This is a genomic window from Vibrio sp. R78045 (assembly GCF_042466085.1).
Classification (GTDB): domain Bacteria; phylum Pseudomonadota; class Gammaproteobacteria; order Enterobacterales; family Vibrionaceae; genus Vibrio; species Vibrio cyclitrophicus.
In genome coordinates this window covers 153,644-169,831 of record NZ_JAXHBS010000008.1, presented here as the reverse complement: position 1 = coordinate 169,831, position 16,188 = coordinate 153,644, and the positions used below count along the sequence as shown (strand labels likewise).

Below are 16,188 nucleotides of genomic sequence, written 5' to 3'. Positions count from 1 at the left end.
CGTTTTTCGTTTATAGTGGAAGAGTAAATGACTTTATTACTTAAGGACAAATAATGAAGAAAGTACTCATCACTGTTTTAAGCAGCCTTGCTGTTGTCTCTTGCGCTAGTACTAGCGATTCTGGCACAACCAGTTCTACTTCTGATACCAACTATTCCCAATTGACTCAAACTGCACTTATGGCTGCGGTGAATATGTGGTCTCAACAAAATGAAACAACACCTCTGGCAGATACCGTTGCCAATCAAGCATCAGTTACGAGCGATCAAGCTGTTGGCGGGATTGGTTCGATGCTCGCTCTTGCACAGAATTCACTTGGCACAGCAGATAACAACGAGCTTGCGTCACTCATTCCAGGAATGTCTACGCTTGAATCTACTGGCCTAACATCGGTACTAAATTCGCAAGGCGCGGTTGAAAGTGCTTTCTCAGGTTTAGGAATGGATTCGTCAATGATCAGCACGTTTGCGCCAATCATTCTTCAAGCACTTCAATCCCAAGGTGCGACGAGTGGCCTAATGGATTCACTTGCAGCTGTTTGGCAATAAGATTAGCGATTAGCGATTAGCGATTAGCGATTAGCGATTAGCGATTAGCGATTAGCGATTAGCGATTAGCGATTAGCGATTAGCGGAATAATATCGATAAGAAGAGCACAGAGGTGCTCTTTTTTGTACGTGGAAGAAAGGAGATACGAGATATTTTTGGAAAATGGCTCAGATCAAGCAAGTAAAAATGCCAAACATCATGGTACAAGTTCTTAATGTACATTTCCTTACTCTACAGATACAAAAAAGCCGAGCTAATGCTCGGCTTTTGTATTAAGAATCTAGTTTAGATTACTCAGCAGCTTCTTCAGCAGCTGGGCGGTCTACAAGCTCAATGTAAGCCATTGGAGCTTTATCACCAGTACGGAAACCACATTTAAGAATGCGAGTGTAACCACCTTGGCGAGCCGCGAAACGCGGGCCTAGTTCATTAAATAGTTTTGCTACCACTTCGTTATCACGAGTGCGAGCAAATGCAAGACGACGGTTAGCAACACTGTCTGTCTTAGCTAGGGTAATCAATGGCTCAATTACGCGACGTAGTTCTTTTGCTTTTGGCACGGTAGTTTTAATAACTTCGTGACGAACAAGAGAGCTAGCCATGTTGCTGAACATCGCTTTGCGATGACTGCTGTTGCGGTTGAGTTGACGACCACTTTTACGATGGCGCATGACCTAATCCTTCTAACTTTTCGATTAATCTTCAGCGATTGACGCTGGTGGCCAGTTTTCTAGACGCATGCCTAGAGAAAGACCACGTGAAGCAAGCACATCTTTAATCTCTGTAAGAGATTTCTTACCAAGGTTTGGCGTTTTAAGTAGCTCAACCTCAGTGCGCTGTACAAGATCACCGATGTAGTGAATCGCTTCTGCTTTCAAACAGTTAGCAGAGCGAACTGTTAGTTCAAGATCGTCTACAGGACGTAGTAGGATAGGATCGAATTCTGGCTTCTCTTCCTTCTCCTCAGGTACACGTACATCACGAAGATCTACGAACGCATCCAATTGTTCAGCTAAAATAGTAGCTGCGCGACGGATTGCTTCCTCAGGTTCTAGAGTACCGTTCGTTTCCATATCGATAACAAGCTTGTCTAAATCAGTACGTTGTTCTACACGTGCTGCTTCTACAGCGTAAGCGATTTTATCAACCGGGCTGTAAGTAGCGTCAACTAGTAGACGACCGATAGGACGCTCATCTTCTTCAGTATGGATACGAGCTGAAGCTGGAACGTAACCACGACCACGTTCTACTTTGATACGCATAGCGATCTCAGCATTGTCATCCGTTAGGTGACAAATTACGTGCTCAGGGTTAGCGATCTCTACATCACCATCGTGGGTGATGTCACCTGCAACAACAGGGCCTGAGCCTGATTTGTTCAGTGTAATAAACACTTCATCTTTGCCTTCAGCAACGCGTACAGCTAAACCTTTAAGGTTTAGAAGGATTTCCAGGATATCTTCCTGAACGCCTTCTTTAGTGCTGTATTCGTGTAGCACACCTTCAATTTCAACTTCTGTTACGGCACAACCCGGCATAGAAGATAGAAGAATGCGGCGAAGAGCATTACCTAGAGTGTGGCCGAAACCGCGCTCTAATGGCTCAAGAGTTACTTTCGCGTGTGTCGTATTGATCTGTTCAATGTCAACAAGACGCGGCTTAAGAAATTCTGTTACAGAACCCTGCATTGTGTCCTCTCTTTTTTTAACCTTACTTAGAGTAAAGTTCGACGATCAAGTGTTCATTGATGTCAGCTGATAGGTCAGAACGCTCAGGCATACGCTTGAATGTACCTTCCATTTTGCCAGCATCTACTTCAATCCAAGTTGGCTTTTCACGTTGTTCAGCAACTTCTAAAGCCGCTTTAATACGAGATTGCTGTTTAGCTTTCTCGCGGATAGAAACAACGTCGTTTGCCGCTACTTTGAAAGAAGGAACGTTTACAACTTTACCGTTAACTAGGATAGACTTGTGGCTAACTAGTTGACGAGATTCAGCACGAGTAGCGCCAAAACCCATACGGTAAACTACGTTATCAAGACGACCTTCAAGAAGCTGAAGCAGGTTTGCACCCGTGTTGCCTTTAAGACGTGCAGCTTCTTTGTAGTAGTTGCGGAATTGTTTTTCTAGAACGCCGTAGATACGACGAACTTTTTGCTTCTCACGAAGCTGAACGCCATACTCAGATAGACGACCGCGACGAGCGCCGTGTACACCTGGTGCGTTATCAATTTTACACTTGGTATCGATCGCACGGACACCAGACTTAAGGAATAAGTCAGTACCTTCGCGACGGCTAAGCTTCAGCTTAGGACCCAAATATCTTGCCATGATCTTTCTCCAATATTCCTAGAAACGAAACTTAAACGCGACGTTTCTTAGGTGGACGACAACCGTTATGAGGGATTGGTGTCGCATCAACAATGTTAGTGATACGGAAACCAGCAGCGTTCAGTGCACGAACAGTAGATTCGCGACCTGGACCTGGACCCTTAACCATAACTTCCAAGTTCTTTAGGCCATATTCTTTAGCCATTTCACCACAACGCTCAGCTGCAACTTGTGCTGCGAACGGAGTAGATTTACGAGAACCACGGAAACCTGAACCACCTGCTGTAGCCCATGCAAGAGCATTGCCTTGACGGTCAGTGATAGTTACGATTGTGTTGTTGAAAGAAGCATGAATGTGCGCTACGCCATCAGCTACTTGCTTGCGTACGCGCTTACGCGCGCGAGTTGGTTGTTTTGCCATTGTACTCTACCTTATCCGACTATTTCTTGATCGGCTTGCGCGGACCCTTACGGGTGCGAGCGTTGGTTTTAGTACGCTGTCCACGTAGTGGTAGACTGCGACGATGACGAAGACCGCGGTAACAGCCAAGGTCCATAAGACGCTTGATGTTCATCGATACTTCACGACGTAGATCACCTTCTACAGTGTATTTAGCTACACCATCACGCAGTTGATCGATCTGCTCTTCAGTTAGTTCACTGATCTTAGCATCTTCAGCAATACCCACTTCAGCTAGAATAGCTTGAGAGCGAGTTTTACCAATACCGTAGATTGCAGTAAGTGCAATTACAGAATGCTTATGATCAGGAATGTTAATGCCGGCTATACGGGCCATTATTCACTCCTAAGGGGTTCATAAAAGAATTATCCGCAGCAAAGCCCGTTATGGATACGCTGCGGCATACTACTTCTTTTGCACGCAAAAGGTAGGCCGAGGAATATACTCGACTCTACCTAGTATTTCAAGTAAAAATTTCTGCTGATTAGCCTTGGCGTTGCTTATGCTTTGGCTCACTGCAAATCACGCGAACGACACCGTTACGCTTGATAACTTTACAGTTACGGCAGATTTTTTTAACGGAAGCACGAACTTTCATTGCTAAACTCCGTAAATGGAATCGAAATAATTACTACCGAATTAACGGCCGTAACCTTTCAGATTCGCTTTCTTTAACACAGAATCATACTGTTGTGACATCAGATGAGTCTGTACCTGTGCCATGAAATCCATGATAACTACCACTACGATTAGTAGTGATGTGCCGCCGAAGTAGAAACGAACGTTCCACGCGACCATCATGAATTCAGGAATCAGACATATAAAAGTAATGTATAGAGCGCCCGCAAGGGTTAGTCTAGTCATCACTTTATCGATATATTTCGCTGTCTGCTCACCTGGGCGGATACCGGGTACGAATGCACCAGACTTCTTCAAGTTATCAGCTGTCTCGCGAGGGTTAAACACCAACGCTGTATAGAAGAAACAGAAGAAGATTATAGCTGCTGCATAAAGCATTACATACAAAGGTTGACCTGGGCTAAGAGCTAATGACACGTCAGTTAACCAACCGAACGCGCTGCTTTCACCATTTTGACCAAACCACTGCGCTAATGTTCCTGGGAACAAAATAATACTTGATGCAAAAATCGCTGGAATAACACCTGCCATATTAATCTTAAGAGGCAAGTGAGAGCTTTGTGCTGCAAAAACTTTACGACCTTGTTGACGTTTCGCATAGTTAACGACGATACGACGTTGACCACGTTCCATGAAAACTACGAAGTAAATAACAGCAAAAGACAATACAGCAATCAACAGCAGAAGAAGCACATGCAATTCACCTTGACGCGCTTGCTCGATTGTTTGACCGATTGCAGAAGGCAATCCAGCAACAATACCTGCAAAAATCAGAATGGAAATACCATTACCGATTCCTCGCTCAGTGATTTGTTCACCTAACCACATTAAAAACATGGTACCAGTTACTAAACTCACGGTAGCAATAAGCGTAAACATGGTTTGGTTGATAACAACCAGATTGTCGACCATGTTTGGTAAGCCTGTTGCGATACCAATAGCTTGGAATGTTGCAAGTACAAGCGTGCCGTAGCGTGTATATTGGCTTATCTTACGACGGCCTGCTTCACCCTCTTTCTTGAGTTCCGCTAACGCTGGATGAACTACAGTTAGCAATTGGACTACGATCGATGCCGAAATGTACGGCATGATACCCAATGCTAATATAGATGCACGCTCAAGAGCACCACCGGAGAACATGTTAAACATTTCAACGATGGTACCTTTTTGCTGATCGAACAAATCGGCAAGTACAGCTGCGTCAATACCAGGGATCGGCACAAAAGAGCCGGCTCGGAATACTAAAAGTGCACCAATTACGAATAATAAGCGCGACTTTAGTTCACTTAAGCCGCTCTGAGCACTACGAAAATCTTGTCCTGGTTTCTTAGCCATCTGTACCTCGTTCCTCGAGATTATTCCTCGATTTTACCGCCTGCAGCTTCGATTGCAGCTTTAGCGCCTTTAGTCACGCGTAGACCTTTAACAGTCACAGCTTTGCTTAGGTCACCAGAAAGAACGATCTTAACAAATTCGATGTTCTTAGTGATAACGTTAGCAGCTTTAAGGCTGTTAAGATCAACTACGTCACCTGTTACTTTCGCTAGCTCAGCTAGACGAACTTCAGCAGACACTAGGCTCTTACGAGAAGTGAAACCGAATTTAGGTAGACGTTGTTTTAGAGGCATTTGACCGCCTTCAAAACCTGGACGAACAGAGCCGCCAGAACGTGACTTTTGACCTTTGTGACCGCGGCCACCTGTTTTACCAAGGCCAGAACCGATACCACGACCTACACGCTTCTTAGAAGGTTTAGAGCCAGCAGCCGGTGATAGAGTATTCAAACGCATTCTGATTACTCCTCAATCTTAACCATGTAGTAAACCTTGTTGATCATACCGCGTACGCACGGTGTATCTTCAAGTTCTACTGTATGGTTGATGCGACGAAGACCTAGACCTTTAAGGCACGCTTTGTGCTTAGGTAGGCGACCAATTGAGCTTTTAGTTTGAGTTACTTTAATAGTTGCCATCGTGTTCTTACTCCGAAATAGATTCAACAGTTAGACCACGTTTAGCAGCAACCATTTCTGGTGACTTAACGTCTACTAGAGCACCAATCGTTGCACGAACGATATTGATAGGGTTCGTTGAACCGTATGCTTTAGAAAGTACGTTATGTACGCCCGCAACTTCAAGTACAGCACGCATTGCACCACCGGCAATAACACCTGTACCTTCTGCAGCTGGCTGCATGTAAACTTTAGAGCCCGAATGACGACCTTTCACCGGGTGGTGAAGAGTGCCTTCGTTAAGCGCAACAGTAACCATGTTACGACGCGCTTTTTCCATTGCTTTTTGAATCGCAGCAGGTACTTCACGAGCTTTGCCGTAACCGAAACCTACGCGACCATTACCGTCACCAACTACTGTTAGTGCAGTGAAGCTCATGATTCGACCACCTTTAACCGTCTTAGATACACGGTTAACAGCGATCAGCTTTTCTTGCAAATCATTAGCTTGTTGTTGTTCTTTAGCCATCTTCCAACCCTACCTTAGAATTTCAGACCAGCTTCGCGAGCAGATTCTGCTAGCGCCGCTACTCGACCGTGGTATTGGAAACCAGAACGATCGAATGCAACCGAAGCTACGCCTTTTTCAAGAGCGCGCTCAGCAACAGCTTTACCAACTGCTTTAGCTGCATCAACGTTACCAGTGTTCTTAACTTGCTCACGGATCGCTTTTTCTACAGTAGAAGCAGCTGCGATAACCTCAGAGCCGTTTGCCGCGATAACTTGTGCGTAAACATGACGAGGAGTACGGTGTACTACCAAGCGAGTTGCGCCAAGTTCTGCAATCTTACGACGTGCACGTGTAGCACGACGGATGCGAGATGCTTTCTTATCCATAGTGATACCTTACTTCTTCTTAGCTTCTTTAGTACGCACATTTTCATCTGCGTAACGAACACCTTTACCTTTGTAAGGCTCAGGAGCACGGTAAGAACGAATGTCAGCCGCAACTTGACCTACTACTTGCTTATCGCAACCAGTAATAATGATCTCAGTTTGGCTAGGGCACTCAGCTTTAATACCTTCAGGTAGAGCGTGCTCTACTGGGTGAGAAAAACCAAGAGTTAGACCTACAGAGTTGCCTTTCATAGCAGCACGGTAACCAACACCCTTAAGAGTTAGCTTCTTAGTGAAGCCCTCAGTAACACCCACAACCATGTTGTTAACTAGAGCGCGAGCTGTACCAGCTTGTGCCCATGCGTTAGCAACACCTTCTTTCGGACCGAAAGTTAGGTTGTTTTCTTCTTGTGCAATAACTACGGCGCTGTTAAGAACGCGAGTAAGCTCACCTTTGCTACCTTTTACAGTAACTTCTTGGCCGTTTAGTTTCACCTCTACGCCAGCTGGAATAGCGACAGGTGCTTTAGCAACACGAGACATAATCTACTCCTTAAGCTACGTAACAGATGATTTCACCGCCAAGACCTGCTTTACGAGCAGCACGGTCAGACATCAGACCCTTGGAAGTAGAAACAACTGCAATACCAAGACCACCCATCACTGTAGGTAAAGAGTCTTTATTTTTATAAACTCTTAGACCAGGACGTGATACACGCTTGATTTGCTCGATTACAGGTTTAGCTTGGAAGTACTTAAGAGTAACTTCTAGCTCAGGTTTTGCTTCGCTGTCAACAGCGAAGTCTACGATGTAACCTTCAGCTTTAAGTAATGCAGCAATTGCAACTTTAAGCTTTGAAGAAGGCATTTTTACAGCAACTTTGTTTGCTGCCTGACCGTTACGAACGCGGGTCAGCATATCCGAAATCGGATCTTGCATGCTCATAAGATTTACTCCAAATGATTAAGTGGCAATTACCAGCTAGCCTTACGAAGACCCGGAATCTCGCCTTTCATGCAAGCTTCACGAACCTTAATGCGGCTTAGACCGAATTTACGTAGGTAACCGTGTGGACGACCAGTTTGGTTGCAACGGTTGCGCTGACGTGATGCACTTGAATCACGTGGAAGAGATTGCAGTTTAAGAACCGCATTCCAACGATCTTCTTCAGATGCGTTTACATCGCTAATGATAACTTTTAGCGCAGAACGCTTTTCAGCGAACTTAGCTACTAGTTTTGCACGTTTAGCTTCACGTGCTTTCATTGATTGTTTAGCCATAACAGTAACCCTACCCTTACTTACGGAATGGGAAGTTAAAGGCAGCCAGCAGAGCTCGGCCTTCCTCATCGGAACCCGCAGAAGTCGTGATAGTGATATCAAGACCGCGGACGCGATCGACTTTATCGTAGTCGATTTCCGGAAAGATGATTTGCTCGCGAACGCCCATGCTGTAGTTACCGCGACCGTCAAAAGACTTAGCGCTAACACCACGGAAATCACGTACACGTGGAAGTGCAATAGAGATTAAACGCTCTAAAAATTCCCACATGCGCTCACCACGCAAGGTTACTTTACAACCAATTGGGTAGCCTTCACGAATTTTGAAACCAGCTACAGATTTACGCGCTTTAGTGATAAGTGGCTTTTGACCAGAGATCGTTGCCATATCAGCTGCTGCGTTTTCTAGCAGTTTCTTATCGTTGATTGCTTCACCAACGCCCATGTTTAGGGTGATTTTCTCAATCCTAGGGACTTGCATGACGCTTGTGTAGCTGAACTCTTTGGTAAGCTCAGCGACTACAGACGACTTGTAGTAATCATGCAGTTTCGCCATAGTAGAACTCCAAATTACTTCTAATTAGTTAGAAACAGTTTCGCCGTTAGATTTGAAGAAACGAACTTTCTTGCCATCTTCGATACGGAAACCGATACGGTCTGCTTTACCAGTAGCCGCGTTAAAAACAGCAACGTTAGAAGCATCAATAGCTGCTTCTTGTTCAACGATGCCACCTTGTTGACCTAGAGCCGGAACCGGCTTTTGGTGTTTCTTAACAAGGTTGATGCCTTCAACGATAACTTTACCAGTTGTCAGAACCTTAGTTACTTTACCTTTCTTGCCTTTATCTTTACCAGCAAGAATGATTACTTCGTCATTACGACGGATTTTAGCTGCCATGTTGCCGCTCCTTACAGAACTTCAGGTGCTAGTGATACAATCTTCATGAATTTCGCGTTACGAAGTTCACGAGTCACAGGACCAAAGATACGTGTGCCGACTGGTTGCTCAGTAGTGTCATTTAACAATACACAAGCATTACTGTCGAAGCGAATGACAGAACCGTCTGGGCGACGAACGCCTTTACGGGTGCGCACTACTACCGCCTTCAGAACATCACCTTTCTTTACTTTACCGCGAGGAATCGCTTCCTTCACTGTAACCTTGATGACGTCACCGATATGTGCATAACGGCGGTGAGAGCCACCCAGAACCTTAATACACATTACCTTGCGCGCGCCAGAGTTATCTGCTGCGTCAAGTGTACTTTGCATCTGGATCATTGTTAGTGCTCCGCTAAATATTAAAACTAGACCCTCTCGGGTCGGGCTGCCTCTTTAAAAGGGACGCGAATTGTACCACCCTTTTTTTAAATTGGGTAGACAAAAAACAAGCGGCTCCAAAAAATAATTTGGAGCCGCTTATAAGTTATAGAATTACAAAGATTAAATCTTCGCTTTTTCTAGAACTTTAACCAATGTCCAAGACTTAGTCTTAGACAGAGGACGACACTCAGCGATTTCAACTTTGTCGCCTAGGCCACAAGTGTTGTCTTCGTCGTGTGCGTGTACTTTAGTCGTGCGTTTGATGAACTTGCCGTAAATCGGGTGTTTTACAGTACGTTCAATAGCAACAACGATAGACTTGTCCATCTTGTCACTTACTACACGGCCTTGCTGGATGCGGTTAGTTTCGCTCATTATGCGCCTGCCTTTTCAGTCAAAACAGTTTTCACACGTGCGATGTCACGGCGTACAGCTTTTAGAGTATGAGTTTGCTGAAGTTGACCAGTTGCAGCTTGCATGCGCAAGTTGAACTGTTCACGTAGCAAATTCAATAGCTCAGCGTTAAGCTCTTCAACGTTCTTTTCGCGTAGATCTTGTGCTTTCATCACATCACCTGCTTAGTTACAAAAGTAGTTTTAACAGGCAGTTTACGTGCCGCTAGGCGGAACGCTTCACGTGCCAACTCTTCAGGTACGCCATTCATCTCGTACATAACTTTGCCTGGTTGGATTTGAGCAACCCAGTACGCAACTGAACCTTTACCTTTACCTTGACGAACTTCAAGAGGCTTTTCAGTAATCGGTTTGTCTGGGAAAACACGGATCCAGATTTGACCTTGACGCTTAATGTGACGTGTCATAGCACGACGTGCCGCTTCGATTTGACGTGCAGTCAGACGACCACGGCCAACAGCTTTAAGACCGAATTCGCCGAAGCTTACTTCAGTACCTTTAGCTAGACCACGGTTACGACCAGTCATAACCTTGCGGAACTTAGTACGTTTTGGTTGTAGCATCGTTCGACTCCTTACTTACGGCCTTTACGCTGCTTCTTAGGCTTATCGCCTTTTGGCTCTACTGCGTTAGCAGCTGGCATACCGCCTAGAATCTCACCTTTGAAGATCCAAACTTTAATGCCGATCACACCGTATTGAGTGTGAGCCGAAGAAGTTGCGTAATCAATGTCTGCACGTAGAGTGTGTAGAGGCACACGGCCTTCACGGTACCACTCTGAACGTGCGATTTCAGCACCGCCAAGACGGCCGCCTACTTGTACTTTGATGCCTTTAGCGCCTAGACGCATAGCATTTTGTACCGCACGCTTCATTGCACGACGGAACATAACACGACGCTCTAGTTGAGACGCGATGCTATCAGCTACAAGCTGACCATCTAGCTCAGGCTTACGTACTTCAGCGATGTTAATTTGCGCTGGTACACCTGCGATTTTAGCTACAGCTGCGCGTAGCTTCTCTACGTCTTCACCTTTCTTACCGATAACAACGCCAGGGCGAGCAGTGTGAATAGTCACACGGATGCTCTTAGCTGGACGCTCGATAACGATACGAGATAATGATGCTTTTTGTAGTTCCTTTGTAAGGAACTGACGTACCTTGAAGTCGCCGTCTAGGTTGTCAGCGAATTCGTTGGTATTAGCAAACCATGTAGCATTCCAAGGCTTAACGATGCCAAGACGAATACCATTAGGATGTACTTTCTGACCCATTGCTTACTCTCCTAGTCTTTAGCGATCTGCTACAACAATAGTGATGTGGCTTGAACGCTTCAAGATACGATCCGCACGACCTTTAGCACGAGGCATAATACGCTTCATGATAGGGCCCTCATCTACGAAGATTTTAGCGACATTTAGATCGTCGATATCTGCACCTTCGTTATGTTCCGCGTTAGCGATAGCTGACTCAAGAACTTTCTTAACTAATACAGCAGCTTTTTTGTTGCTGAAAGTTAGAATTTCTAGAGCCTGGTCTACCGACTTACCGCGAATTTGGTCTGCAACTAAGCGAGCTTTCTGTGGAGAAATACGAGCAAAGTTATGTTTAGCTAAAGCTTCCATCATCTACTCCTTATTTCTTCTTAGCTTTCTTATCTGCAGCATGACCGCGATAAGTACGAGTTGGTGCAAATTCGCCCAGTTTGTGACCGATCATTTCTTCGGTAACGAAAACTGGAACGTGCTGACGACCATTATGGACAGCGATGGTCAAACCAATCATTGTTGGGATGATCATTGAGCGACGGGACCAAGTCTTAATAGGCTTTTTGTCTCCGCTTTCCACCGCTTTCTCTACCTTCTTCAGCAAGTGTAGGTCAATAAAAGGACCTTTCTTGAGAGAACGTGGCATGGCGATTCCTCTTTATAAATTATTTAGTGCGACGACGTACGATGTACTTGTCAGTGCGCTTGTTCTTACGAGTCTTGAAGCCCTTAGTAGGAACGCCCCAAGGAGATACTGGGTGACGACCACCAGATGTGCGGCCTTCACCACCACCATGTGGGTGATCCACCGGGTTCATTACTACACCACGTACGGTTGGACGTACGCCGCGCCAGCGTGAAGCACCAGCTTTACCAAGTTCACGTAGCATATGCTCAGAGTTACCAACTTCACCGATCGTTGCACGACCTTCAGAAAGTACTTTGCGCATTTCACCAGAACGTAGACGGATAGTTACGTATGCACCATCGCGAGCGATGATTTGAGCATAAGCACCAGCCGAACGAGCTAGTTGAGCACCTTTACCAGGCTTAAGTTCAACACAGTGTACAGTAGAACCTACTGGGATGTTGCGCATCGGCAGAGTGTTACCTGCTTTGATTGCAGCATCTACGCCAGATTGAATCTGGTCGCCTGCGTTAACACCTTTAGGTGCAATGATGTAACGACGCTCACCGTCTGCGTACAGAACTAGAGCGATGTTAGCACTACGGTTTGGATCGTATTCTAGACGCTCAACTTTCGCTGGGATGCCATCTTTAGTACGTTTGAAGTCAATTACACGGTAATGGTGCTTATGACCACCACCGATGTGACGTACTGTAATACGACCGTTGTTGTTACGACCACCGTTCTTAGAGTTTTTCTCTAGAAGTGGTGCGTATGGCTTACCCTTGTGTAGGTCAGCGTTAACAACTTTAACGACGTGACGACGACCAGGGGAAGTCGGCTTACATTTAACAATAGCCATTTTTACTACTCCTGTTATTCCGCGCCGCCAACGAAGTCAAGATCTTGACCTTCTTTCAAAGTAACGTAGGCTTTCTTAACGTCTGAACGACGGCCTTCACGCATACCTTGACGTTTGGTCTTACCCTTTAATACAAGAGTATTTACAGACTTAACTTCAACTTCAAATAGCTTTTCTACAGCTGCTTTGATCTCTTTCTTAGTTGCATCTTTAGCTACTTTGAAAACGATAGTGTTCGCTTTCTCAGCTGCCATAGTTGCTTTTTCAGAGATGTGCGGAGCACGTAGAACTTTTAAGATACGCTCTTCAGTGATCATGCTAGCATCTCCTCAACTTGCTTAACTGCGTCAGCAGTCATTAGAACCTTGTCGAAAGCGATAAGTGATACTGGATCAACACCAGCAACATCACGTGCATCTACTTTGTATAGGTTACGAGCAGCTAAGAATAGATTTTCATCTACTTCGCCAGTTACAATCAGAACGTCGCTTAGCTCAAGCTCTTTAAGCTTAGCTACAAGTTCTTTTGTTTTTGGTGCTTCTACAGAGAAGTTATCAACAACGATTAAACGCTCTTGACGAACTAGCTCAGAAAGAATGCTCTTCATAGCACCGCGGTACATTTTTTTGTTTACTTTTTGGCTGTGATCTTGTGGTTTCGCAGCAAAAGTAACACCACCTGTACGCCAGATTGGGCTACGAATTGTACCAGCACGTGCGCGGCCAGTACCTTTTTGACGCCATGGCTTAGCGCCACCGCCAGATACTTCAGAACGAGTCTTTTGAGCACGAGTACCTTGACGAGCACCTGCTGCATATGCAACAACTACTTGGTGTACAAGAGCTTCGTTGAAGTCACGTCCGAAAGTAGTCTCGGAAACAGTTAGTGCATCAGCACCTTTAACCATCAATTCCATTACTTACTCCTAGACGTTATGCTTTAACAGCAGGTTTTACGATCACGTTTCCGCCTGTTGAGCCCGGTACTGCACCTTTAATAAGGAGTAGATTGCGCTCAGCGTCAACACGTACGATCTCTAGGTTTTGAGTCGTTACACGCTCAGCACCCATGTGACCTGCCATTTTCTTGCCTTTAAACACGCGGCCTGGAGTTTGACATTGGCCAATTGAACCCGGTGCGCGGTGAGACAAAGAGTTACCGTGAGTCATATCTTGAGTAGAGAAGTTCCAACGCTTGATAGCGCCTTGGAAGCCTTTACCTTTAGATGTACCAGTAACGTCTACTTTTTTAATTTCGTTGAAAAGTTCTACGTTTAGCTCAGCGCCAACTTCAAACTCTTCGCCGTTTTCTAAACGGAATTCCCAAAGACCGCGACCTGCTTCTACACCCGCTTTCGCGAAGTGACCAGCTTCAGGTTTAGTTACACGGTTAGCTTTCTTAGCACCAGTAGTTACTTGGATTGCTGCGTAGCCGTCTGTCTCAAGAGTTTTAACTTGAGAAATACGGTTCGCTTCAACCTCAACAACAGTTACTGGGATAGAAACGCCTTCTTCAGTAAATACGCGGGTCATACCCACTTTACGTCCGACTAGACCAATCATTATTCTTATCTCCCTTAACCTAGGCTGATTTGAACATCAACGCCAGCTGCAAGATCAAGACGCATTAGAGCATCAACAGTTTTATCTGTTGGCTCAACGATGTCGATCAAACGCTTGTGAGTACGAATTTCGTACTGGTCACGTGCATCTTTGTTGACGTGTGGAGAGGTAAGAACAGTGAAACGCTCTTTACGAGTAGGAAGTGGAATAGGACCACGAACCTGTGCGCCAGTACGTTTTGCTGTTTCAACGATTTCCGCAGTTGAAGCATCGATTAGCTTGTAATCAAACGCTTTAAGGCGGATACGAATACGTTGGTTCTGCATGAGACAGAGCTCCAATTATTAAAAATTACACAAACAATATCGCCACTCAAGCTCGAAAGAACGAGAGAATGCCGATTGATTTATGTGAAACCGTAGCATCCAAAATCAGGACGCATTGTCAGTTAACTTTTGAAGTAAATGCAATATTTACTATTTTTATTAACCGCGAACATAAGCTGAGTATACATTACTAGGTAAGACCTACTCCTCAGTGCTCATTGGTTCACAAACCGGCGTTAGCCAGTGCGATGCATTATACAGATCACACTTTAGTATGCAAGTGGTGTTGGAAAAATAATCGGAATATATTGAAAAAGGAGCTTAAAGGATGTGAGGTATTGCGCGGGAAAAGGCTTTATTTATAAACAAAAAAAAGGGAAGCTAAAGCTTCCCTTTTTAAATGCGTGCTCTTCTAATGAAGAGTGTGCAAAAATCTAAATGCTATTAAGCGAAGATTTTAGCTACAACACCAGCACCAACTGTACGGCCACCTTCGCGGATTGCGAAACGTAGACCTTCGTCCATTGCGATTGGAGCGATTAGCTCAACAGTCATTTGAACGTTGTCACCTGGCATTACCATTTCTACGCCTTCAGGTAGAGTGATGTCGCCTGTTACGTCAGTTGTACGGAAGTAGAACTGTGGACGGTAACCCTTGAAGAAAGGAGTGTGACGGCCGCCTTCGTCTTTAGAAAGTACGTATACTTCAGACTCAAACTTAGTGTGTGGGTTGATTGAACCTTTCGCAGAAAGTACTTGACCACGTTCAACGTCATCACGCTTAGTACCACGTAGAAGTGCACCAACGTTCTCACCTGCACGACCTTCGTCAAGCAGTTTACGGAACATTTCAACACCAGTACAAGTAGTAAGAGTAGTCTCTTTGATACCAACGATTTCTACTTCGTCACCTACACGTAGGATACCGCGCTCGATACGACCAGTTACAACAGTACCACGACCTTGAATTGAGAATACGTCTTCAATTGGTAGTAGGAACGGCTGGTCTACTGCACGCTCTGGCTCAGGAATGTAAGAATCTAGTGCTTCTGCAAGCTCAACGATCTTGTCTTCCCATTGCTTCTCGCCGTTTAGTGCGCCAAGTGCTGAACCTTGGATTACTGGTAGGTCATCACCTGGGAAGTCGTATTCAGAAAGAAGTTCACGAACTTCCATCTCAACTAGCTCAAGTAGCTCTTCGTCATCAACCATGTCACATTTGTTCATGAATACGATGATGTAAGGGATACCAACTTGACGACCAAGTAGGATGTGCTCACGAGTTTGAGGCATAGGGCCGTCAGTCGCAGCAACAACTAGGATACCGCCGTCCATTTGTGCAGCACCAGTGATCATGTTTTTAACATAATCCGCGTGTCCTGGACAGTCTACGTGTGCGTAGTGACGTGCTGGAGTGTCGTACTCAACGTGAGAAGTTGCGATTGTGATACCGCGCTCACGCTCTTCTGGAGCGTTATCGATAGATGCGAAATCTTTAGCAACACCGCCGTACACTTTTGCAAGAGTAGTACAGATAGCAGCAGTTAGAGTTGTTTTACCGTGGTCAACGTGGCCGATAGTACCAACGTTTACGTGCGGTTTCGTACGTTCAAATTTTTCTTTAGACACAATCGTGTTCCTTCCTAGTTATGATTCGCCACGTTCATTATTGAGCGAGACGCGCCAGAAATTGCTATT

General features: G+C 45.2%; 30 protein-coding genes. 1 reads left to right on the top strand and 29 read right to left on the bottom strand.

All coding sequences use genetic code 11. The features are described 5' to 3' along the window. Nucleotides 1–53 precede the first annotated feature (53 nt). On the top strand, nucleotides 54–548 hold the full coding sequence (locus tag SJY39_RS03150) for a DUF2780 domain-containing protein (protein WP_010435125.1): 495 nt from the start codon (nucleotides 54–56) through the stop codon (nucleotides 546–548). Between the two features lie 291 nt (nucleotides 549–839). Here the strand turns inward: SJY39_RS03150 and rplQ are convergent, their stop codons facing one another. From rplQ to tuf, 29 genes are all read right to left on the bottom strand, one after another. Beyond that, entirely contained in the window at nucleotides 840–1,220 is a 381-nt protein-coding gene (gene rplQ / locus SJY39_RS03145; RefSeq protein ID WP_004729812.1) for a 50S ribosomal protein L17, read from the bottom strand. Nucleotides 1,221–1,244: 24 nt separating this feature from the next. Further along, nucleotides 1,245–2,237 carry a DNA-directed RNA polymerase subunit alpha gene (locus SJY39_RS03140; protein WP_004729813.1) on the bottom strand — a complete coding sequence of 331 codons (993 nt, stop codon included), beginning with the start codon at nucleotides 2,235–2,237 and terminating at the stop codon, nucleotides 1,245–1,247. A gap of 22 nt (nucleotides 2,238–2,259) precedes the next feature. After that, nucleotides 2,260–2,880 carry a 30S ribosomal protein S4 gene (rpsD, locus tag SJY39_RS03135; protein ID WP_004738777.1) on the bottom strand — a complete coding sequence of 207 codons (621 nt, stop codon included), beginning with the start codon at nucleotides 2,878–2,880 and terminating at the stop codon, nucleotides 2,260–2,262. A 31-nt stretch (nucleotides 2,881–2,911) separates the two neighbouring features. Continuing rightward, nucleotides 2,912–3,301, bottom strand: coding sequence for a 30S ribosomal protein S11 (gene rpsK, locus SJY39_RS03130; protein WP_004738778.1), 390 nt, complete (start codon nucleotides 3,299–3,301; stop codon nucleotides 2,912–2,914). A gap of 19 nt (nucleotides 3,302–3,320) precedes the next feature. After that, complete coding sequence (rpsM, locus tag SJY39_RS03125) at nucleotides 3,321–3,677, bottom strand: 30S ribosomal protein S13 (RefSeq protein WP_004738779.1); 357 nt, start codon at nucleotides 3,675–3,677, stop codon at nucleotides 3,321–3,323. 148 nt (nucleotides 3,678–3,825) lie between these two features. Beyond that, nucleotides 3,826–3,939 carry a 50S ribosomal protein L36 gene (gene rpmJ, locus SJY39_RS03120; RefSeq protein WP_000868186.1) on the bottom strand — a complete coding sequence of 38 codons (114 nt, stop codon included), beginning with the start codon at nucleotides 3,937–3,939 and terminating at the stop codon, nucleotides 3,826–3,828. A gap of 41 nt (nucleotides 3,940–3,980) precedes the next feature. Then, on the bottom strand, nucleotides 3,981–5,315 hold the full coding sequence (gene secY, locus SJY39_RS03115; protein ID WP_004738781.1) for a preprotein translocase subunit SecY: 1,335 nt from the start codon (nucleotides 5,313–5,315) through the stop codon (nucleotides 3,981–3,983). Nucleotides 5,316–5,335: 20 nt separating this feature from the next. Continuing rightward, nucleotides 5,336–5,770 carry a 50S ribosomal protein L15 gene (gene rplO / locus SJY39_RS03110; RefSeq protein ID WP_004736758.1) on the bottom strand — a complete coding sequence of 145 codons (435 nt, stop codon included), beginning with the start codon at nucleotides 5,768–5,770 and terminating at the stop codon, nucleotides 5,336–5,338. Nucleotides 5,771–5,775: 5 nt separating this feature from the next. Continuing rightward, entirely contained in the window at nucleotides 5,776–5,952 is a 177-nt protein-coding gene (gene rpmD / locus SJY39_RS03105; protein ID WP_004736756.1) for a 50S ribosomal protein L30, read from the bottom strand. A gap of 7 nt (nucleotides 5,953–5,959) precedes the next feature. Next, nucleotides 5,960–6,460 carry a 30S ribosomal protein S5 gene (gene rpsE, locus SJY39_RS03100; protein WP_004738783.1) on the bottom strand — a complete coding sequence of 167 codons (501 nt, stop codon included), beginning with the start codon at nucleotides 6,458–6,460 and terminating at the stop codon, nucleotides 5,960–5,962. A gap of 14 nt (nucleotides 6,461–6,474) precedes the next feature. Then, on the bottom strand, nucleotides 6,475–6,828 hold the full coding sequence (gene rplR, locus SJY39_RS03095) for a 50S ribosomal protein L18 (RefSeq protein ID WP_004738784.1): 354 nt from the start codon (nucleotides 6,826–6,828) through the stop codon (nucleotides 6,475–6,477). A gap of 9 nt (nucleotides 6,829–6,837) precedes the next feature. After that, on the bottom strand, nucleotides 6,838–7,371 hold the full coding sequence (gene rplF / locus SJY39_RS03090; protein ID WP_010435141.1) for a 50S ribosomal protein L6: 534 nt from the start codon (nucleotides 7,369–7,371) through the stop codon (nucleotides 6,838–6,840). 10 nt (nucleotides 7,372–7,381) lie between these two features. Continuing rightward, nucleotides 7,382–7,774 carry a 30S ribosomal protein S8 gene (rpsH, locus tag SJY39_RS03085; RefSeq protein WP_009847785.1) on the bottom strand — a complete coding sequence of 131 codons (393 nt, stop codon included), beginning with the start codon at nucleotides 7,772–7,774 and terminating at the stop codon, nucleotides 7,382–7,384. 29 nt (nucleotides 7,775–7,803) lie between these two features. After that, nucleotides 7,804–8,109, bottom strand: a complete 306-nt coding sequence (gene rpsN, locus SJY39_RS03080; protein ID WP_004738789.1) for a 30S ribosomal protein S14 — start codon at nucleotides 8,107–8,109, stop codon at nucleotides 7,804–7,806. A gap of 16 nt (nucleotides 8,110–8,125) precedes the next feature. After that, nucleotides 8,126–8,665, bottom strand: a complete 540-nt coding sequence (rplE, locus tag SJY39_RS03075) for a 50S ribosomal protein L5 (RefSeq protein ID WP_004738790.1) — start codon at nucleotides 8,663–8,665, stop codon at nucleotides 8,126–8,128. A gap of 24 nt (nucleotides 8,666–8,689) precedes the next feature. Continuing rightward, nucleotides 8,690–9,007, bottom strand: coding sequence for a 50S ribosomal protein L24 (rplX, locus tag SJY39_RS03070; protein WP_004738792.1), 318 nt, complete (start codon nucleotides 9,005–9,007; stop codon nucleotides 8,690–8,692). An 11-nt stretch (nucleotides 9,008–9,018) separates the two neighbouring features. Continuing rightward, nucleotides 9,019–9,390: a 50S ribosomal protein L14 gene (gene rplN, locus SJY39_RS03065; protein ID WP_004736740.1), complete on the bottom strand. Its 372-nt coding sequence runs from the start codon at nucleotides 9,388–9,390 to the stop codon at nucleotides 9,019–9,021. Nucleotides 9,391–9,552: 162 nt separating this feature from the next. Further along, nucleotides 9,553–9,807: a 30S ribosomal protein S17 gene (gene rpsQ / locus SJY39_RS03060; RefSeq protein WP_004736739.1), complete on the bottom strand. Its 255-nt coding sequence runs from the start codon at nucleotides 9,805–9,807 to the stop codon at nucleotides 9,553–9,555. Then, nucleotides 9,807–9,998, bottom strand: coding sequence for a 50S ribosomal protein L29 (gene rpmC, locus SJY39_RS03055; RefSeq protein WP_004736737.1), 192 nt, complete (start codon nucleotides 9,996–9,998; stop codon nucleotides 9,807–9,809). Before rpmC ends, rpsQ begins: the two co-directional genes overlap by 1 nt. Then, entirely contained in the window at nucleotides 9,998–10,408 is a 411-nt protein-coding gene (rplP, locus tag SJY39_RS03050; protein ID WP_004736736.1) for a 50S ribosomal protein L16, read from the bottom strand. The genes rpmC and rplP overlap by 1 nt, the downstream gene beginning before the upstream one ends. Before the next feature lie 11 nt (nucleotides 10,409–10,419). Beyond that, nucleotides 10,420–11,118: a 30S ribosomal protein S3 gene (gene rpsC, locus SJY39_RS03045; RefSeq protein WP_004736734.1), complete on the bottom strand. Its 699-nt coding sequence runs from the start codon at nucleotides 11,116–11,118 to the stop codon at nucleotides 10,420–10,422. 18 nt (nucleotides 11,119–11,136) lie between these two features. Beyond that, a complete protein-coding gene (rplV, locus tag SJY39_RS03040; protein ID WP_004736732.1) occupies nucleotides 11,137–11,469 on the bottom strand; it encodes a 50S ribosomal protein L22 in 333 nt (110 codons plus the stop codon). 10 nt (nucleotides 11,470–11,479) lie between these two features. Continuing rightward, nucleotides 11,480–11,758, bottom strand: coding sequence for a 30S ribosomal protein S19 (gene rpsS / locus SJY39_RS03035; protein WP_004736729.1), 279 nt, complete (start codon nucleotides 11,756–11,758; stop codon nucleotides 11,480–11,482). 19 nt (nucleotides 11,759–11,777) lie between these two features. Next, on the bottom strand, nucleotides 11,778–12,602 hold the full coding sequence (gene rplB, locus SJY39_RS03030) for a 50S ribosomal protein L2 (RefSeq protein ID WP_010435149.1): 825 nt from the start codon (nucleotides 12,600–12,602) through the stop codon (nucleotides 11,778–11,780). Nucleotides 12,603–12,616: 14 nt separating this feature from the next. Continuing rightward, complete coding sequence (gene rplW, locus SJY39_RS03025) at nucleotides 12,617–12,919, bottom strand: 50S ribosomal protein L23 (RefSeq protein ID WP_004736765.1); 303 nt, start codon at nucleotides 12,917–12,919, stop codon at nucleotides 12,617–12,619. Next, nucleotides 12,916–13,518, bottom strand: coding sequence for a 50S ribosomal protein L4 (gene rplD, locus SJY39_RS03020; protein ID WP_004738803.1), 603 nt, complete (start codon nucleotides 13,516–13,518; stop codon nucleotides 12,916–12,918). Before rplD ends, rplW begins: the two co-directional genes overlap by 4 nt. Before the next feature lie 16 nt (nucleotides 13,519–13,534). Further along, complete coding sequence (rplC, locus tag SJY39_RS03015; protein WP_004736763.1) at nucleotides 13,535–14,164, bottom strand: 50S ribosomal protein L3; 630 nt, start codon at nucleotides 14,162–14,164, stop codon at nucleotides 13,535–13,537. 14 nt (nucleotides 14,165–14,178) lie between these two features. Continuing rightward, complete coding sequence (gene rpsJ / locus SJY39_RS03010; protein WP_004736761.1) at nucleotides 14,179–14,490, bottom strand: 30S ribosomal protein S10; 312 nt, start codon at nucleotides 14,488–14,490, stop codon at nucleotides 14,179–14,181. 444 nt (nucleotides 14,491–14,934) lie between these two features. After that, a complete protein-coding gene (gene tuf, locus SJY39_RS03005; protein ID WP_010435158.1) occupies nucleotides 14,935–16,119 on the bottom strand; it encodes an elongation factor Tu in 1,185 nt (394 codons plus the stop codon). Between the last annotated feature and the right edge of the window lie 69 nt (nucleotides 16,120–16,188).